The organism is Luteimonas aestuarii, from assembly GCF_004357985.1.
GTDB lineage: Bacteria > Pseudomonadota > Gammaproteobacteria > Xanthomonadales > Xanthomonadaceae > Luteimonas > Luteimonas aestuarii.
The window spans coordinates 56573-74292 of the sequence record NZ_SMTF01000002.1; the positions used below are offsets into that span (position 1 = coordinate 56573).

Here is a 17720-nt window from a genome sequence, read left to right on the forward strand (position 1 = left end):
TGGTCGGCACGGACGAAAAGCGGGAGCGGTTGCCCGCTCCCGTCGCACATCCCTGTGCGCGGCGTCCCCGGCCGCAGGAGGCGCTGGCGTCAGCGACCCGGCATCACCAGCTGAAGCCGGCGCCGCCCATCATGCTCTTCTCGTTGCCGCTGAACGCGCCGCCCAGGGACACGCTGGCGCGATTGCCGATGGCGCGCTGGTAGCCGACGGCGAGGGCCTGTTCGCCGCCCTGCACGCCCACGCCCACGCCGATGCGGTTCTGGCCGGACAGGCCGGCGGTGTTCATCGCCATGCCGGCGAACGCACCCGACATCGCGCCCTGCCGGTCGATGCGCCGGTCCTGCTGGTGGAAGCGGTCGTCGATGCCGCGCTGGATGGAATCGAGCTGCGCATCCCACGCAGCGAAGCGGCTGTCGGTGTAGTCGTTGGCCGACTGCAGCGTCTGCACCGCCACGGTGTCGGTGTAGGTGTTGGCCGAGGCCAGCGTGGCGGCATCACCCGCCTGCACCTGCCGGACGTTCGCAGCGTCGGTCGCCGCCACGCCGTCGGCGACGTTGCCGATCGTGGTGCCGTTCTCGCCAGCCAGCGTCAGCACGTCGCGGCCATCGTTGTCGTAGACCACGCTGCGCGGACCGCCACCGGCGGGTCCTTCGGGCCCCTGCGGCCCGCCCGGCCCGGCGGGCCCCTGCAGCGAGCCCAGCCAGTCGGCTTCGGTGCCGGCGAAGCCGTTCCGTACCGCGACCTCGTAGGCACTGAGGCCGCGCTCGCCCTGGACGCCGCCGGCATCGACGATGCGCTGGTTGATGTCGGTCAGCGCCGCATCCACCGCACCGAAGGCGGTACCCACATTGTTGTAGTTGTTCGACTGAATCACGTACACGGGTGCCGTAAACACGCCACCGGCATAGGCCGCGCCGCCGCCGAGCCATGCGGCGATGCCGGCGCCGAGTTCGTCGTCCGCCGCGCGCATCTGGCGCAGGTTCACCGCGTCGGTGGCCTCGGTGCCGTCGGCGAGGTTGGCAATCTGGTTCATCCGAGCGGGGGAGCCTACCGAGATGCTGTATTCGCGATCGGCTACCGCGTTGTAGCCGATCGCGACACTGTAGTCGACGCTTGCGACAGCATTCACGCCGAAAGCTGCGCTGTAGTCGCCAACTGCCCGAACGCCTGCACCAATGGCGACTGCGCTGGTCCCGATGGCAATCCCGAATTCACTGCTGGATTCCACTATTCCGTCTCCGTCGAGATCGAGGTCAAAGGACTGCTGCCCGTTCCCGTCGAGGTCGTACCAGCTCGCAACGACCAGGCTTCCGACGCCGGTGGCACGGCCGGCATTGCCGAAGGCATTGCTATACTCGCCACTTGCGATGTTCCCGGCGCCAACTGCATTGGCGAATGTCCCGCTGACGGCGTTTCCGTACCCAACAGCCAGCGCGCTGTTGCCGTCGACCACGTTTCGGGAGCCGATTGCCACCCCCCTGATGGAACTGGCCTCGTTCCCGCTGCCCATTGCGGTGCTTTCCAGGCCGGAAGCGATGTTGCCTTCGCCCACCGCCGTATTGCCTCGACCGCCCGACGTTCGGTTGCGGAATCCGACGGCAGTAGAAGATGCGCCCTCAGCCTGATTGCCTGTCCCGAAGGCATTGCTGTAAGTGCCGCTCGCGGTGTTGCGCACGAGTCCGGCTTCGTCGCCTTCATCGTACGCACCGCCAAAGGCGTTACTGCCCCTGCCTGACGCTACATTCAGGATGCCAAATCCATTTGCGCGCATTCCCGTCGTGCTGTTGCCCAGCCCGAATGCGTTGCTTTGGTTGGCGAGCACATAGTTCCCATTGATCAGCTGGCCGTCGCTCATCCGGTACAGCGCACCGCCGAATGCGTTACTGTTGATCCCGGTGACATCGTTGATGTAGCCCACTGCTGCACTTCGGGACTGGGTGACGAAGTTCGTGATGCCTATGGCCGTCGCAGTACTCGCGGTCTGGGCGATGAAGTTGTTGTGACCGAACGCCGTGCTGCTGGCGGCACTCACCTCGTTGCCGCGCCCGAACGCGGTGCTGTTGGCACCGTTGACCTGATTGGCGAAACCGCATGCGAATGCATTGCTGCCGGGGGCAATGCTCGCTGGGCCAGGGTGCTGGCAGGTTTCACCCGCGATGATGGGCATGGAGGCCGCGGCCAAGGTAATGGCGAGGCAGTTTGCGGCAAGGTCTATTGCAGGTCTGGACTGGGAAAAGATTGACATGTGGTGATCCTCTGCGGGCGATGAGAGCCGGACGTCCCGGCTACAGCAGGAGATCGGAATAGCCGGTCCAAAGCTGACATCGTCTCTCCCGGTTTGACGGGTGCCGGGGCGGGGCCTGCGTGGATGTCATATGGACCGGATCGGCGACGCCAAGGCGCAGCCTCACGTGGTGCGCGGAATCGCGTGTGTCTTCCCACTCGCTTCCTGCAGGCGCCGCTCTCCTGCAACGGATCCGCTGCTTCAGCGGACGGACTTGATGGTGCGTTTGATGGTGGTGGCACTCATCGCTTTTGCTTTCGCGTTTGCCACGCCCTTCGATATGGCTGCTTTCGAGACAGGCTTGACGACCTGCTTCCCTGCCTTGGTGGCAACACGGGGATTCTTCACGTTGCTCTGCACCTCCGCCCCGCGCAGCCGCGTGGCATTGGCCGCCTGGATGATCGGTTGCTGGTAATGGAGGATGATTTCCATCGCGTCGGCGTGCAGTGCGATCGATGTCCGGTCCTTCGCCACCTGCGCTTGCGGCACGCGCCTGGTGAGATCCTTCATCGCCGCGTCGATCTGGCGCGTGATTTCGGCATTGATCCGGTCCTGCACGTCGGCCTGCACCAGGCGGATCACGTGCGCGCGGACCAGGCCGGTGAAGTCCACCAGCTTCGCCACGAACGAGGCGTTCCATGTCATCCGGAGGTCACGCATCTCGCACTGCAGGCGCCCGCGATCCATCGACAGCAACAGGTGGGCGTTGAATTCGCCGTCGAAGAAGTCGTTGTGGACCGGGACGTGCTTGTGCGCCGCCCAGCCGCCACGCACTTCGATGGACCCCGGATGGCAGAGGATCCCGGGGGACAGCGACCGCTCGCGGTCGCGATGGTCTTCCTGCGCGCGGATCGCACGGCCGAATGAAATCTCGGCGGTTTCGTACTGCATGAACGCGGTCTTGTTCTTTGGCCAACGCTTGCGGCCGCGCCACACTTCGATGCGCACGCCATCGGCGGGCAGGAAGGCCCGGAAGTGGGCGAAGGGAACGGTGAGTCGGGTGGTTTTCATGGCGACGGCCTCATTGGATCGATCGGATGCCGGCCACGGTGCAGGCGATGCACCGTGGTCGGCACGGGAGATGCGGCTAGCGCGGCTGGCGCACGGTTTCGCCCGGCAGCGGGATGTTCGGCGGCAGTCGCGGTGGATCGATATGCGGCTGTTCCATGCGCACCGGGATGCGATCGACCAGGCAACCGTTGAGTACGTAGTCGCCGGTGACGGTGCCGGTGCTTGAAGTGTTGCGGTTGATCTCGATCTTCACCAGGGTGCCGCGGTCGGCATACGCCGCGGCGGGTCCGCCGACCGGTGGGAAGCGGCCGCTGCCGTCGGCAATCGTCATCGGTATCCAGGTGAATCGACCGTCGACCGTGGTGCCCAGCGCCGAGGCGCGCAGGCCGGGCGCGCGTAACGTAGTGCGCACGCGGTCGATGCGCAGGATGGCGCTTTCGGGTGAGAGAAACGAACCGGTGCTGCCGCTGTAGCCGGGCCGCAGCACCACGCTGCCGCGATGTTCGAACGGTCGCACGCACAGGCGTAGGTCACGAACATGCTCGAGCGGACGTTCCAGGGTGATCCGCGGGGGCGTGTCGGTGGTCTGCGCGAATGCGGGTGCGGCGATGGCCGTTGCGATGGCGGCCAGCAGGGGAAACAGCGGGGTCGCGGGGAATGCCTTGTCCACGGGGGTGGCTCCTTGCAGGATGCGGGAAGGACGGCCCGGTGTCGCCGGGCCGCAGATCAGAGGTCCATGCCGAAGCCGATGCCGGCGGACTTCTCGCTGCCGCTGAACGCACCGCCCAGCGAGAACGAACCGCGCGTACCGAGCTTGCGGCCGTATCCGATCGACAACGCCTGTTCGCTGCCTTGGAACCCGGCGCCGACGGCAATGCGACCGCGCGCACTTTGCGAGCCCGCGGCATTGATCGCCATGTTCAGCATTGCGCTGCCCATCGCGCCCTGCCGGTCGATGCGCCGGTCCTGTTGGTGGAAGCGGTCGTCGATGCCGCGCTGGATGGAATCGAGCTGCGCATCCCACGCGGCGAAGCGGCTGTCGGTGTACTCGTTGGCCGACTGCAGCGTCTGCACCGCCACGGTGTCGGTGTAGGTACTGGCCGAGGCCAGCGTGGCGGCATCACCCGCCTGCATCTGGCGCACATTCACCGCATCGGTCGCGGCGACGCCATCGGCGACGTTGGCGATTGTGGTGCCGTTCTCGCCAGCCAGTGTCAGCACGTCGCGACCATCGTTGTCGTAGACCACGCTGCGCGGACCGCCACCGGCGGGTCCTTCCGGCCCCTGCGGCCCGCCCGGCCCGACGGGCCCCTGCAGTGAGCCCAGCCAGTCGGCTTCGGTGCCGGCGAAGCCATTGCGTACCGCGACCTCGTAGGCGCTGTCGCCGCGCTCGCCTTGGATGCCGCCGGCATCGACGATGCGCTGGTTGATGTCGGTCAGCGCGGCATCGACCGCACCGAAGGCCGCGCCCACGTTGTTGTAGTTGCTGGACTGGATCACGTACACCGGCGCGGTGAATACGCCACCGGCATAGGCCGCGCCGCCGCCGAGCCATGCGGCGATGCCGGCGCCGAGTTCGTCGTCCGCCGCGCGCATCTGGCGCAGGTTCACCGCGTCGGTGGCCTCGGTGCCGTCCGCGAGGTGGATGATCTGATGCTCGTTGCCGCCGCTGCCCACGGCCACGCTGTAGTCGCGGTCGGCGATGGCCTGGTAACCGATCGCAGTGCTGCCGGTGTTGAGTGCCCGCGACTCGAAGCCGAAGGCGCTGCTGCGGGCGCCGCTGGCCGTGTTGCCATGGCCGAACGCGCTGCTTTCGACGCCACTGGCGGTGTTCCTGATGCCAAATGCACTGGCGTTGTCGGCGGAGGCCGTATTGAGGAAGCCGAAGGCCTGGCTTGCGAATGCAGTCGCCGTGGAGCTGCCGCAGGCGAAGGCCCCGAGCCCCGGGGCACTGCCGGTCGCGGCTCCCTCGCTGGGCTGGCAGGTGGTCCCGGCCATCGCAGGCGCATGGACGCTTGCCACCAGCAGTGACAGCATCGCGACGGTGCGTCCGTAGCCGGCCCATCTGGATGTCGAATGGGGTTGGATCATGTGCATGGTTCCCGCCTCGGGCAGGCCGGAACGTTCCGGCTACAGCAGGAGATCGGAATCCGCGGGACAGGACTGACATCGCCAGCGCGCGTTCGCGATGTCGCGACCGACGCCAGGATTGCTGCACCTCGCCGTCGACGGCGCCTGCCCAGACCCTGTCGCAGTCATTCCACGCAGGCGGTGTCCATGAGCGGCAGGCGGCCATCGCGCCGCACGTCGATCGCGCGACGTCTCATCTCCGCCAGCAGCGCGTCGGCTTCGTTGCAACGTCCCAGGCCGGCCAGCGCTTGCGCATAGAAGTGGGCAACACTGCCCTGGCGATCGTCGAAGCCATGGTCGCGGCCGAACGCATGGGCCGCCTCCAGCCCCGGCAAAGCCTCGGCATGGCGGCCGAGACCGACCAGCGCGCGGCCGCGGCCGAGGTGCAGCTGGTGCAGGCTGGGGTCGTCGTTCGACAGGTCGCGCTGCAGCACGGGCAGCGCAAGGTCGAACTGGGCGAGGGCACGTTCGAACGCGTCCGAACGCAGCAAGGTGAATCCGTAGAACATGCGCTCCATCGCCACGACCTGCGAATCCGCGCCTACGTCGCGACCGCGCAGGTCGATCACGCGCTCGTGGATCGCAAAGGCTTCCTCGTGGCGCCCCAAGGCGCCGAGGACGATGGCTTCGTCCTGCAACGACGAGATCACGTCGATGGCGGTTTCAAGCTCGCCGCTGTCGAGCATGAACTGGCGGGCTTCACGGGTGGTGGCCAGTGCGGCCTCGTAGTCGTCGTTCTGGTACTGGGCCGTGGCCAGCACCGAGTACGCCTCGCGCAGGCCGCTGTGGCTGAGCGGCGTCGCCGCCTTGTGCAGGGCGACGGCTTCCTCGGCCCAGGCCAGGCTCTGCGCCGGCTCGTAGGCGATGCGTGCCCAGGCCAGGTTGGCCAGCACGCGGGCGCGGTCTTCCTTCGATTCGGGCAGTTCGGCTTCCTGGATGGCGAGCGCGCTGCGCACGGCCTGTTCGGCCTTCTCCGGTTGTCCCAGCCCTTCGTAGCTGCTGGCCGCTGCCAGCAGGAAGCGCACCTTCAGGCTGGGAGACGTCGACCCGCTTTCCTGCAGCTGGCGCACGGTGGTGTCCAGCGCCTGCGCCAGGGTGACGTTGGCCTGCCCGCTGTTGGCAGGGCTTGCGCCTGAAAACACGCTGCTCATGAAGCTGTTCGCGGCGGCCAGTGTTTCGGCTTCGGACCTGGCCCGCGCGGCTTCGGACTCCGCGCGTTCGGCCTCGAGGTTGGCGCGCGCCGCTTCCGTGCGCGCCTGTTGCGTCTGCAGCAGGATGCCGGTCACCCCGGCGACCATCGCCAACGCAGCGATCGCCCCCATCGCCACGCCCCAGCGGTTGCGCTGCACGAACTTGCGCGTTCGATAGCCCAGCGTGTCGCCGCTTACCGACACCGGGCGGCCATCGAGGAAACGCTGCAGGTCGTCCGCGAACGCGCGCACGCTGCCGTACCGGCGCGCGGGCTCCTTCGCCAGCGCCGTCTGCAGGATGCGGCCCAGGTCGCCGCGTACGAAACGGCGAAACGCGCGCGTATCGGTGCGACGTTCGCGCAATCGCATGGCGACTTCTTCATCGCTGCCGGTGGTGATGGCCTGCTCGAGCCGCGGTGGTTGCTGGGTGGAGATAGCTTCGGCCGCGGCACGCAGGTCCTCGGCGGGAAAGACGAACGGCAGGCGCCCGGCGAGCAACTGGTACAGCACCACGCCCAGCGCGTGCACGTCGGTGGCGGCGCTGATGGCGCCGCCGCTGATCTGTTCCGGCGCCGCGTACTCGGGCGTGAAGCCGGCGAACATGCCGGTGCGCGTGGAGCCGGCCTGCTCGTCCATGCGCTTGGCCACGCCGAAATCGAGCACCTTCGCGCGACCACTGCGGTCGACCAGGATGTTGGCCGGCTTGAGGTCGCGATGCACCACGAAATGCTCGTGCGCGTGCTGCACCGCTTCGCACACCTGCGCAAACAGCGCCACGCGCTCGCGCAGCGGCAGCCGTTGCGCGTCCGCCCACGCGGTCAGCGGGCTGCCATCGATGAACTCCAGCGCGAACCACGGGCGGCCGTCGTCGTCTACGCCGTTGTCCAGCAGTCGCGGGATGTTGGGGTGCGACAGCGCGGCGAGGATGCGGCGTTCCTGCAGGAAGCGCTGTGCCTGCGCGCTGCCGTCCCAGCGCCGGCGCAGGCGCTTGATCGCGGCGCGCTGCGCGGTGTCGTCGTCGCGGTGCGCGGCATGCACGGTGCCCATGCCGCCGCGACCGAGCTCGCGATCGATGCGCCAGGGCCCCAGGCGGGACGATGGCGCGTCATCGCTTTCGCCCGCGTCGTCCTCGTCGTGCAGCGTGATGATCTCGCGCGCGCCTGCATCGAACGCGCTGTCGGCGGCATCGGCATCGAGCATGCGCTGCAGTTCCGCGCGCAGCGCCGGGTCGTCGGCGCATTCGGCATCGAGCAGCGCGTCGCGCGCGCCGGGGTCGAGGTCGATCGCACGGTCGAACAGCTGCGACAGCCGCTGCCATCGCGCCGGGTCGGGTGTCACGCGGCCTCGCCCAGGTGCGACAGCAGGAAGGCGCGTGCCTTGCGCCAATCGCGGTGGACGGTGCGGGAGGTGACGCCCAGCTGCCGCGCGATCTCCTCGAACTCCATCCCGGCGTAGAACCGGAACTCGATCACCGTCGCCAGCCGCGGATCGACGGATTCGAGCGCACGCAGGCCGCGTTCGACGTCGAGCACGTCCAGTCCGGATTGCGCGCCCTCGATCGGCAGGTCGGTGGACAGCGTGACCCGGGCCGCGTCGCCCCCGCGCTTGTGCGCACCGCGGGCGCGGACGTGGTCGATCAGCACGCAGCGGATCACCTTGGCCGCCAGCGCGAGGAACGGGCCGCGCTGGCTGACGTCGAGGTTGGCCCCGTCGAGTTTCAGGTAGGCCTCGTGCACCAGCACCGTGGTGTCCAGGGTGCCGCGCGCCACGCCTCGGAGCTCGCGCCGGGCGATGGTGCGCAGCTGCGCGTACAGCTCCTCGAACCGGGCGCGGTAGGCGGCGTCGTTCCAGTCGGACTGGGGGACGATCTGGGCGGCGACAGAATCCTGGAGGTCCATGCACGATTCCCGGCGGGCGTCCGCAGCTTATCCCACGAATGCGCTGCCATAGCGGCGAAGGCGCGGTGGGCGCATGAACCGCGACCCGCGTCGCATCTGTTCCGCAACCCGCGGTTTTCCCGCACAATTCCCGCTTCGGAGCCAACGGACGGACATGCACGCCTACGTTTACAAGAGCCGGCGCAAGGCGGACACCTATGTGTACCTCGCCGAGCGCGACGGGTTCGAGCGATTGCCTGAACCGCTGCGCACGCAACTGGGCCCGCTGCAGTTCGTGCTGGACGTGGCGCTGGTCCCCGGCCGTACCCTGGCCCGGGAGAATCCCGAAGCAGTGGCAGGCAACCTCGCCTCGCGGGGCTTCCATCTGCAATTCCCGCCGTCGGCGGCGATCGACCCGATGTCGGAAGACTGGGGCACCGATGCCTGAGCCCACCCCGTCGCGGCTGCCCGTGGTCGCCGCGCTCGTCCTGGGCGTGGGGCTGTGCCTGCTGGCGGGCGGGCACGTCGTGCTGGCGGCGCTGGCGGGCCTGCTGGCCCAGCCTGTGCTGGCGCTGGCCGTGCGCGGTTGGCGCAGGGCGTGGCCGGCGACCCGTTCGGCGCTGCTGCGCGATGGCGGCGCATTGTTGGCGCTGTGGACCGCGGCCTTCGTGCTGTGCGCCCTGCTGGTCGCCTGGCCGCTGGGCGCGCTGCGCGACAGCGGCGGGCTGGGCGCGGCGCTGGCATTGAGCGCGGCCGTGGGCCTGTCCGTGATCGGGCTGTGGCGCACCTGGCCGCTGTGGCATGCGCTCGAAGCGACCGGTGGCGGCCTGCGCCCGCACTGGCAGGCCTTGGGCGACCACGATGTGTCCAGCTGGTGTGGGTTCGTTGCGGGCACCTGCGTGTCGGTCATCCTGGCCTTCGTGCTGTTGCTGGCCTGGCCGGGCCTGGTCGAAGGCTCGATCCGCTGGGCGCTTGCCGTCGGGCTGGCCGTGGCATCCGTGCTCTTGCACGGGGTGTTGCAACGCCTGCGCGCGCCGGAGGCCCTGCCGATCGCGATCCCGGTGGTGGAAATGCCCGGCGAGGCCAGCGCGCCTGCCGAAGACCTGCCGGCCGATGATCTCGACGCCGCGCTCTACGCCGCCGCCCGCAGCGGCCGTGTCGATCGCGCGCTCGACCTGCTGGAGGCGGGTGCCAACGCACTGGCGCCGCCGCCCCCCGTGGATCGCGACCAGCGCAGCCTCGCGGTGCTCGCCGCGGTGCTGCCGGACCTGCGCCTGCTGCGTGCCCTGATCGGGGCCGGCGTCGACCTGAATGCGCCGCACGCCGGCATGACGCCGCTGATCGCCGCGACCCGCGACAGCTGGCATGGCCGCCCGGACGCGGTGACCACGCTGCTGGCCAATGGCGCCGATCCGCGCGCCACCGATGGCGAAGGCAACACGCCGCTGCACCATGCCGCGCGCAGCTCCGACCCGGGCGTCGCCGCGCTGTTGCGCGATGCCTCGGCCGAACTCGACGTCGCCAATGCCGAAGGATTCACGCCGCTGGGCGTTGCCTGCAGCGTCGGCAACTGGCGCCTTGCGCGCTTCCTGCTGGAGCGCGGCGCCAGGGCCGAGGTGGAGGGCGCGGTGCCGGCATTGCTGGGCGCGGCCGGTGGCGATGACGATGACGCCGCCGGCGTGCAGTTGCTGCTCAAGCACAAGGCCAAGGTGGACACGCGCGACGGCGACCGCCGCAGTGCGCTGCATGTCGCCGCGGCCAGTGGGCACGCCGGGATCGTCGCCGCGCTGCTCGATGCCGGGGCCGACGTGCGTTCGCGCGATGCGAACGGCATGACGCCGCTGCTGTCCGCGGCACGCGGCGGGCGTGTCTCCGCGTTCGACGCGCTGGTCGAAGCGGGCGCCGATGTGTCGCATCGCGATGGCAGCGGGCGCAGCGCACTGATCCACGCCGTGCAGGCCGACGTGCCGTCGCTGGCGCTGGTGCAGCGCATCCGCGAACTGGGCGTGGATGCGGCGCTCGTCGACACCGACGGCAAGCGCGCAGTGGACTACGCCGCGGCGGCGGGTCGCTGGGCGCTGGTCTCGGCGCTCGACCCCGACTACGCACTGCCCGCCAGCGTGCAGCCGGACGCCGGCGATGCCGCGCTCGAAGACCGTGCGCCGCTGGAATTGCTGCGCGAAGGCCTGCGCGATGCGCGCTACGACGGCCTCGAACGCGTGGCGGCACTGGTCACGCCGCAGCAGCTCGGGCAGCTGCTGCGCGAACCCGACGCGTCCGACGATGCCGAGCGCGTGCGCTGGCTGCTGGCGCAGGGCGCCGACGCGGATGCGGCGGACGACGCCGGTGAAGCACCGGGTTTTGCACTGCTTGCCAGCGGCCCCGACGCGGTCCCGGCGTTGCGCGCACTGATCGAACATGGCGCATCGCTCGCCGGCGAGGGTGGGCTTGCGCGTTTCCTCGCGGCCTGCCTCGGCGGCGATCGCACCGGCCGCGCGCTGGAACAGTTCGCGCTGGACCTGCTGGCGCATGGCGTGGAGAGCAGCGCTGCCTCGCCCGACGGCGATCCGCCGCTGTCGCTGGCGCTCCACCTCGGCTGGCAGCGCCTGCTTGAACAGCTGGTCTCATCGGGCGTGGCGCTGGACGCGCGCGACGCCCGCGGCATGACCGCGCTGCACCTCGCCGCGGCGCTGGGCCGCGAGGAAGCGTTGAAGACCCTCGTCCGCCATGGCGCCTCGCCCGAAGTGCGCGCCGCCGATGGCCAGACGCCGCTGGGCGTGGCCCTCGCCAGCGGTCGTCGCGATCTGGCCGACTGGCTGGACTGGCGGGGCTGGGCGTTGCCCGGCCGTGCACTGCAGGACGACGACGTGCCGGCCGCGGCGATAGCAGGCGATGCCGATGCCGTGCGTCGCCTGCTGGATCTCGGGTTCGCGGTCGATGCGGTCGACAGCCAGGGCTGTACCGCGTTGCTGCGTGCCTGCGGTGGCGGCCATCGCGCGGTGGTCGAGCTGCTGCTGGCGCGCGGCGCCGATCCGCAGCACGTGGCGCATACCGGTGCCACGCCACTGTCCGCTGCGGTCAGCATGCGCCATGGCGACCTCGTCGATCGCCTGCTCAAGGCAGGTGCCACGCTCGAACAGCGCCTGCCCAACGACGTGACCGTGCTGATGCTCGCCGCCGCGCTCGGCCTGCCCGACCTGTGCGCGCGACTGCTCACCGCCGGCGCCAACGTGCACGCCACCGATTCGCAGGGGCTCACGCCGTTGCACTGCGCGGCGCTGTACGGTTTCACCGCGCGCGAACGCGCGCGCCTGCTCGCCCTGCTGGACACGTTGCTGCTGGCCGGCGCGGAAGTGGATGCCGTCGCCGCCGGTGGCGTCACCCCGCTGCTGCTGCTGCTGGGTGCGCGCGCCGAGCCCGGCACTGCCTGCGACGAGGACATCGTGCTGGCCGCGCTCGACCAGCTGCTCGACGAAGGCGTCAGCCTGGACGCCCGCGACCCGCGCGGCTTCGGCCCGCTGCACCTCGCCGGCCTGCACGGCCTGCTGCGCACCACGCAGCGCCTGCTGCGTGCCGGCGCCGACCCCGACCTGCGCGATGCCCTCAACCGCACCCCGCGCGAGATCGCCGTGATGCGCGGCTTCATCGACGTCGCAGCCGAATACGTGCCGATGCCGCAAGGCGTGTCGATGGCGCGGTTCCTGCGTGAACCGCGCCATTGACGCGGGGACTCGGCACGAGGGTTATGATCCGGCCTGGCCTCACCGGGAGCGTGAAATGCGAAAACTTGCATGGGTGGCATTGCTGCTGGTCTTTGCAGCGGGAACATCTTTCGCGCAAAGCCCTGCGGCGGCGCGCAAGCTGATCGAGCACAGCATGGTGGTCACGGGCCATGTGCTGATCGAGCCTGATGGTAGTGCTAGTGGGTTGGAATTGGATCAGCCCGAGAAATTGCCAGCAGTGGTAACTAGGATGGTAGAGGGGGCGGTTCCCGGCTGGCGCTTTGAACCTGTGCTTGTCGATGGCGAGCCCCGCAAGGTCAAGGCTCGCATGAGTTTGCGATTGGTTGCGAACATGCTTGAAAACGGCGATTACCGCATCAGTATGCGAAGCGGTTACTTCGGCAAGGACGCTCTTTCCCCCGATGAGCGAGGCGCTGTAGAGCGCTCTAGCATTCTCGCGGTTGCCAAGCAGACTCGGATTTCCTATCCGATGCAGGCTGCACGAGTCGGTGCCCAAGGAACCGTTTACGTTACGGTTCGCGTCGGCAGGGATGGGAGCGTGCTGGATGCTGTGGCGGAACAAGTGAACCTGCGCACGCGCGGCACGCCTCGGCAAATGGAAAGCATGCGCAATATGCTCGCCCGATCAGCAGTCAGTGGAGTGCGGGAGTGGACCTACGCACCGCCAACCTCGGGCGATCTCGTCGGTGAGGAAAGCTGGTCGGGTCGCGTTACAGTCGATTTCACCCTTGATGGCGAGGGGCGGCCCGAATATGGCCAATGGCACGCTTATATCCCCGGGCCTCGTGCAATCGCGCCATGGCTGGTAGATGATCTTGGTGCGCATGGTAGCCCTGACCTCGCCGACCCGGATGGGCTGCACCTCGTTGGCCAGGGGTTGAAGTTGCTAACTCCTCTTCAGGAGAGCTGATACGGCAGTGCATGAAAGGATTCTACCCTTCGCACGGCAGCCGGCAGCATTGAATGGCGGATAGACCTGCAACAACGCATGCAGGGCCACGCCGCCTTGGTCCCGCGGTGTGCGATGACCTGCTGGAGGCGGGCTCTTTTTCAGCGCAATCAATCGGATACCAATACGGTACTTGCGCTGGCATCTAAGCTAAGCGTTAGTGGAGTTGCGGTTGCCGTGATGTAGAACGGAACAATGAAAAAAGCCCCGCATCGCGGGGCTTTTTCGTTGCCGCGGGAGGTCCCGTCAGCGCTTCATCGAACTGAAGAACTCGTCGTTGGACTTGGTGGTCTTCATCTTGTCCAGCAGGAATTCCATCGCCGCGATCTCGTCCATCGGGTGCAGCAGCTTGCGCAGGATCCAGATCTTCTGCAGCAGCTCCGGCTCGATCAGGAAGTCCTCGCGGCGGGTGCCGGATTGGTTGACGTTGATCGCCGGGTACACGCGCTTCTCGGTGATGCGGCGGTCGAGGTGGATTTCCGAATTGCCGGTACCCTTGAACTCTTCGTAGATCACCTTGTCCATCGCGCTGCCGGTGTCGACCAGGGCGGTGGCGATGATGGTCAGCGAACCGCCTTCCTCGACGTTGCGCGCGGCGCCGAAGAAGCGCTTCGGGCGATGCAGGGCGTTGGCGTCGACGCCGCCGGTCAGCACCTTGCCGGAACTGGGCACCACGTTGTTGTAGGCGCGGGCGAGGCGGGTGATCGAGTCGAGCAGGATCACCACGTCCTTCTTGTGCTCGACCAGGCGCTTGGCGCGCTCGATCACCATCTCGGCGACCTGCACGTGGCGCGCGGCCGGTTCGTCGAAGGTGGAGCTGACCACTTCGCCGCGCACGGTGCGCTGCATCTCGGTCACTTCCTCCGGCCGCTCGTCCACCAGAAGCACGATCAGGAACACTTCCGGATGGTTGGTGGTGATGGCGGTGGCGATCTGTTGCATCATCATCGTCTTGCCCGCCTTGGGCGGCGAGACGATCAGCGCGCGCTGGCCCTTTCCCTGCGGGGCCATCAGGTCGAGGATGCGGCCGGCAATGTCCTCGCTGGAACCGTCGCCGCGCTCGAGCTTGAAGCGCTTGCGCGGGAACAGCGGGGTCAGGTTCTCGAACAGCACCTTGCCCTTGCTGGCTTCGATCGGCTCGCCGTTGATGGTGTCGACGACGTTCAACGCGAAATAGCGCTCGCCATCCTTCGGCCAGCGGATGCGGCCGGCGATATGGTCGCCGGTGCGCAGGTTGAAGCGGCGGATCTGGCTGGGCGAGATGTAGGTGTCGTCCGGGCCGGCCAGGTAGCTGGCCTCGGCGCCGCGCAGGAAGCCGAAGCCGTCGGGCAGGATCTCCAGCACGCCGTCGGCGGCCACGCCTTCGCTGGTGCGGGTGAGCACCTTGAGCACGGCGAAGATCACGTCCTGCTTGCGCGCGCGGGCGACGCCTTCATGGATGTTCAGCTGCTCGGCGATCTCCATCAGCTTGTGCGCCGGCATCCGCTTGAGGTCGCCCAGCGAATACTGCGGGAAGCCTTCCGGGATGTTCGGCGGCGGCAGGCGGTTGGCCTGGTCCTGGTTGCCATCGTCCTGCGGCAGGCCGCCGTCGCGGTGCCGGTCGCGCTGGCGATCGCGGCGGTTCTTGAAGCGGTCGCGGCGGTTGTTGCCCTGGCGGTTGTTGTTGTCGTACTGCTGTTGGCGCGGCTGGCCGCCGTCCTGCGCCTGCGAGGCCGGGGGCTCGTTGCCGCCGCCCTGCGGGGCGTCCTGGCGAGGTGCGGGCTGCGCGGGGGCGGGCGGTGGCGCGGACTCCGCAGGCGCCGGGGCAGGCGCAGCCGGCTTCGCGGCGGGCGCGGACTCGGTCTTTTCGCTCTTTTCGGGCGCCGGGGCGTCGGTGGTGGCCTTGGTGGCCTTGCTCACGCGCGCCTTGCGCACGCGCTTGACGGCGGTTTCGCCGGCGTCGTTGGTGTTGTCTGACAAGTGCGGGATCCTCGCTCGCTGCGAGCGCCCTGGACGGGCGGGAAGGGAAGGTCTGGGGAGTCTTTCAGAAGGGGTGCGGCGGCGGGATGCCCGCGCCGGATGCACGACAAACTAGCATCGCGCCGGCCCGGCGCGCAAGCCGGCGCGGGTGCGCCGGTTCATGTCGCAGGTGGCGGCAGGGTGTGCCGCCGGGGCGCTCAGAGCGCCTTTTCGATCATCTGGGTGAGCAGCGACTGGATGTTCGGCGGCGCCCCCAGCTGCGAGCCGTGCACCTGGCCATCCTTGAACACCAGCAGCATCGGGATGCTGCGCACGTTGTACTTCACGCCCAGCGCCGGGTACTGCTGCACGTCCACCTTCACCACCTTGGCCTTGCCGGCGTAGCTGTCGGCCAGGTCGTCGACCAGCGGGCCGATGGCCTTGCAGGGGCCGCACCACGGCGCCCAGAAATCGACCAGCACGGGCTGCTCGGACTGCAGCACGGTGGCGTCGAAGTCGGTGTCGGTGGCGTGGATGACGTGGTCGCTCACGAAGGGCTCCTGGGGGCTGTGGCGGACGGACCGGACCGGTCGCGCCGCATTGGAATGGTAAACTGGGGCGATTCGCGACGGCTTCAAGGGGGCAAGCCGGGCCGCGACCACGCGGGATACGGACACGCCGTTACCGCCCTTGGCAGTCTGCGATGCGGGCGCCTTCCACGCAAGCGCACCGCGCCGCACGGACCATTCCACGCATGAGCGACAAACCACTTACCGACATCACCTTCTCGTCCTTCGCGTTGCATCCGGCCTTGCAGGCGGGCCTGGAGGGCGCAGGCTTCACCCGCTGCACGCCGATCCAGGCGCTCACCCTGCCGATCACCATGCCCGGGGGCGACGTCGCCGGGCAGGCGCAGACCGGCACCGGCAAGACGCTCGCCTTCCTGGTCACCGTGATCAACCGCCTGCTGTCGCGGCCGGCGCTGGCCGAGCGCAAGCCGGAAGACCCGCGCGCGCTGATCCTGGCGCCCACGCGCGAACTGGCGATCCAGATCCACAAGGACGCGATGAAATTCGGCTCCGACCTGGGCCTGAAGTTCGCGCTGGTCTATGGCGGCGTCGACTACGACAAGCAGCGCGCACTGCTGCAGGCCGGCGCCGACGTGATCATCGCCACGCCCGGCCGCCTGATCGATTACGTCAAGCAGCACAAGGTGGTCTCGCTGCACGCCTGCGAGGTGTGCGTGCTGGATGAGGCCGACCGCATGTTCGACCTCGGTTTCATCAAGGACCTGCGCTTCCTGCTGCGCCGGATGCCGGTGCGCACCGAGCGGCAGACGCTGCTGTTCAGCGCCACGCTCAGCCATCGCGTGCTGGAATTGGCCTACGAGCACATGAACGAGCCGGAGAAGATCGTCGTCGAGACCGAGACGATCACTGCCGCGCGCGTGCGCCAGAAGCTGTATTACCCCGCGGACGAGGAAAAGCTGCCGCTGCTGATCGGCCTGCTGTCGCGCAGCGAGGGCGCGCGGACGATGGTGTTCGTCAACACCAAGGCGTTCGTGGAGCGCGTCGCGCGTGCGCTGGAGCGCGCGGGCTATCGCGTCGGCGTGCTGTCGGGCGACGTGCCGCAGAAGAAGCGCGAATCGCTGCTGAAGAAGTTCCAGGCCGGCCAGCTCGAGATCCTGGTGGCCACCGACGTCGCCGCGCGCGGACTGCATATCGATGGCGTGTCGCACGTCTACAACTACGACCTGCCATTCGATGCCGAGGACTACGTGCACCGCATCGGCCGCACGGCGCGCCTGGGCGCCGAGGGCGACGCGATCAGCTTCGCCTGCGAGCGCTACGCAATGGGCCTACCGGATATCGAGGCCTACATCGAACAGAAGATCCCGTCCGAGCCGGTGACGCAAGAACTGCTGGTGCCGCTGCCGCGCCCCGAACGCGCGCCGGTCGCGGCCGGCGAGGGCGACGACGAGGACGAAAGCATCGGCGAGATTTTCCGCGAGGCGCGCGAGCAGCGCGCGGCCGACGATGCCCGTCGTGGCATCAAGCCCAAGGGCGGTGCCGGCCGTGGCCCGCGTCGCAGCGGCGAAGGTGAAGCGCGCCGCGAACGTGGCCCGCGCCCGCCGCGCAAGCCAGGGGCTGCCGTGCCGAAGCCCGTGGAGCAGGCCGCCGCGCCCGTCGCGGCTCCGGTGTCCAGCGACCCCACGCTGGCCGCGGACCCGTCGCGGCCACCGCGCAAGCGTCGCCGTCGTCGTGGTGGGCGCAAGCTGGAAGGCGCCGAAGGGACGTCGGGGTCCGGACAAGGGTCTTCGGCAGCCAAGGCCGCCGCGCCTGCCGGGCCGAAGCCCAAGGCTGCACCCGCACCGGTGGAGTCGTCGTCGCTGCTGTCGCGCATTGGCCAAGGCCTCAAGCGCCTGGTCACCCGCGCGCCGCGCAACCAGCACTGAGCGCCGGGATCCAGGATTCGGGATCAGGCGTCCCGCGCTTGCCCGTGGTCCGGCGCAAGCCGGGCCCCTGCGGTTTTTCGTGTCTCGACTCGCCGCGGATCAAACGGCGCGCGGCGCCGGGATGACGACGCGTTTCCGGCGCG

The 17720-nt window shown here is 68.9% G+C and carries 12 protein-coding genes; 4 read left to right on the forward strand and 8 right to left on the reverse strand.

The genetic code is table 11. The features are described 5' to 3' along the window. Positions 1-103: 103 nt before the first annotated feature. The 6 genes from E2F46_RS02730 to E2F46_RS02755 form a co-directional block, all read right to left on the reverse strand. Complete coding sequence (locus E2F46_RS02730) at positions 104-2245, reverse strand: YadA-like family protein (RefSeq protein ID WP_133320646.1); 2142 nt, start codon at positions 2243-2245, stop codon at positions 104-106. Between the two features lie 240 nt (positions 2246-2485). Then, on the reverse strand, positions 2486-3295 hold the full coding sequence (locus tag E2F46_RS02735; RefSeq protein ID WP_133320647.1) for a hypothetical protein: 810 nt from the start codon (positions 3293-3295) through the stop codon (positions 2486-2488). Positions 3296-3371: 76 nt separating this feature from the next. Then, entirely contained in the window at positions 3372-3965 is a 594-nt protein-coding gene (locus tag E2F46_RS02740) for a hypothetical protein (protein WP_133320648.1), read from the reverse strand. Between the two features lie 56 nt (positions 3966-4021). Next, positions 4022-5386, reverse strand: a complete 1365-nt coding sequence (locus tag E2F46_RS02745) for a YadA-like family protein (RefSeq protein ID WP_165967331.1) — start codon at positions 5384-5386, stop codon at positions 4022-4024. A gap of 164 nt (positions 5387-5550) precedes the next feature. Then, positions 5551-7953, reverse strand: coding sequence for a protein kinase domain-containing protein (locus E2F46_RS02750; protein ID WP_133320650.1), 2403 nt, complete (start codon positions 7951-7953; stop codon positions 5551-5553). Then, positions 7950-8513, reverse strand: a complete 564-nt coding sequence (locus E2F46_RS02755) for an ECF-type sigma factor (protein ID WP_133320651.1) — start codon at positions 8511-8513, stop codon at positions 7950-7952. The genes E2F46_RS02750 and E2F46_RS02755 overlap by 4 nt, the downstream gene beginning before the upstream one ends. A gap of 154 nt (positions 8514-8667) precedes the next feature. Here E2F46_RS02755 and E2F46_RS02760 point away from each other — a divergent pair, with 154 nt between their 5' ends. Genes E2F46_RS02760 through E2F46_RS02770 form a run of 3 tightly spaced genes read left to right on the forward strand, consistent with a single transcriptional unit; the run spans position 8668 to position 13145 of the window. Beyond that, entirely contained in the window at positions 8668-8940 is a 273-nt protein-coding gene (locus tag E2F46_RS02760; protein WP_133320652.1) for a YcgL domain-containing protein, read from the forward strand. Further along, the gene (locus tag E2F46_RS02765) at positions 8933-12214 is read left to right on the forward strand and encodes an ankyrin repeat domain-containing protein (protein WP_133320653.1); all 3282 of its coding nucleotides are present in this window, start codon (positions 8933-8935) and stop codon (positions 12212-12214) included. The genes E2F46_RS02760 and E2F46_RS02765 overlap by 8 nt, the downstream gene beginning before the upstream one ends. Before the next feature lie 55 nt (positions 12215-12269). Beyond that, on the forward strand, positions 12270-13145 hold the full coding sequence (locus E2F46_RS02770) for an energy transducer TonB (RefSeq protein WP_133320654.1): 876 nt from the start codon (positions 12270-12272) through the stop codon (positions 13143-13145). Positions 13146-13430: 285 nt separating this feature from the next. Here E2F46_RS02770 and rho read toward each other — a convergent pair whose 3' ends face one another. Then, positions 13431-15143, reverse strand: a complete 1713-nt coding sequence (gene rho / locus E2F46_RS02775) for a transcription termination factor Rho (RefSeq protein ID WP_133320655.1) — start codon at positions 15141-15143, stop codon at positions 13431-13433. 197 nt (positions 15144-15340) lie between these two features. Beyond that, the gene (gene trxA / locus E2F46_RS02780; protein ID WP_133320656.1) at positions 15341-15673 is read right to left on the reverse strand and encodes a thioredoxin; all 333 of its coding nucleotides are present in this window, start codon (positions 15671-15673) and stop codon (positions 15341-15343) included. Positions 15674-15876: 203 nt separating this feature from the next. Between trxA and rhlB the strand changes: the two genes are divergently transcribed. Beyond that, the gene (gene rhlB / locus E2F46_RS02785; RefSeq protein WP_133320657.1) at positions 15877-17577 is read left to right on the forward strand and encodes an ATP-dependent RNA helicase RhlB; all 1701 of its coding nucleotides are present in this window, start codon (positions 15877-15879) and stop codon (positions 17575-17577) included. Positions 17578-17720 lie beyond the last annotated feature (143 nt).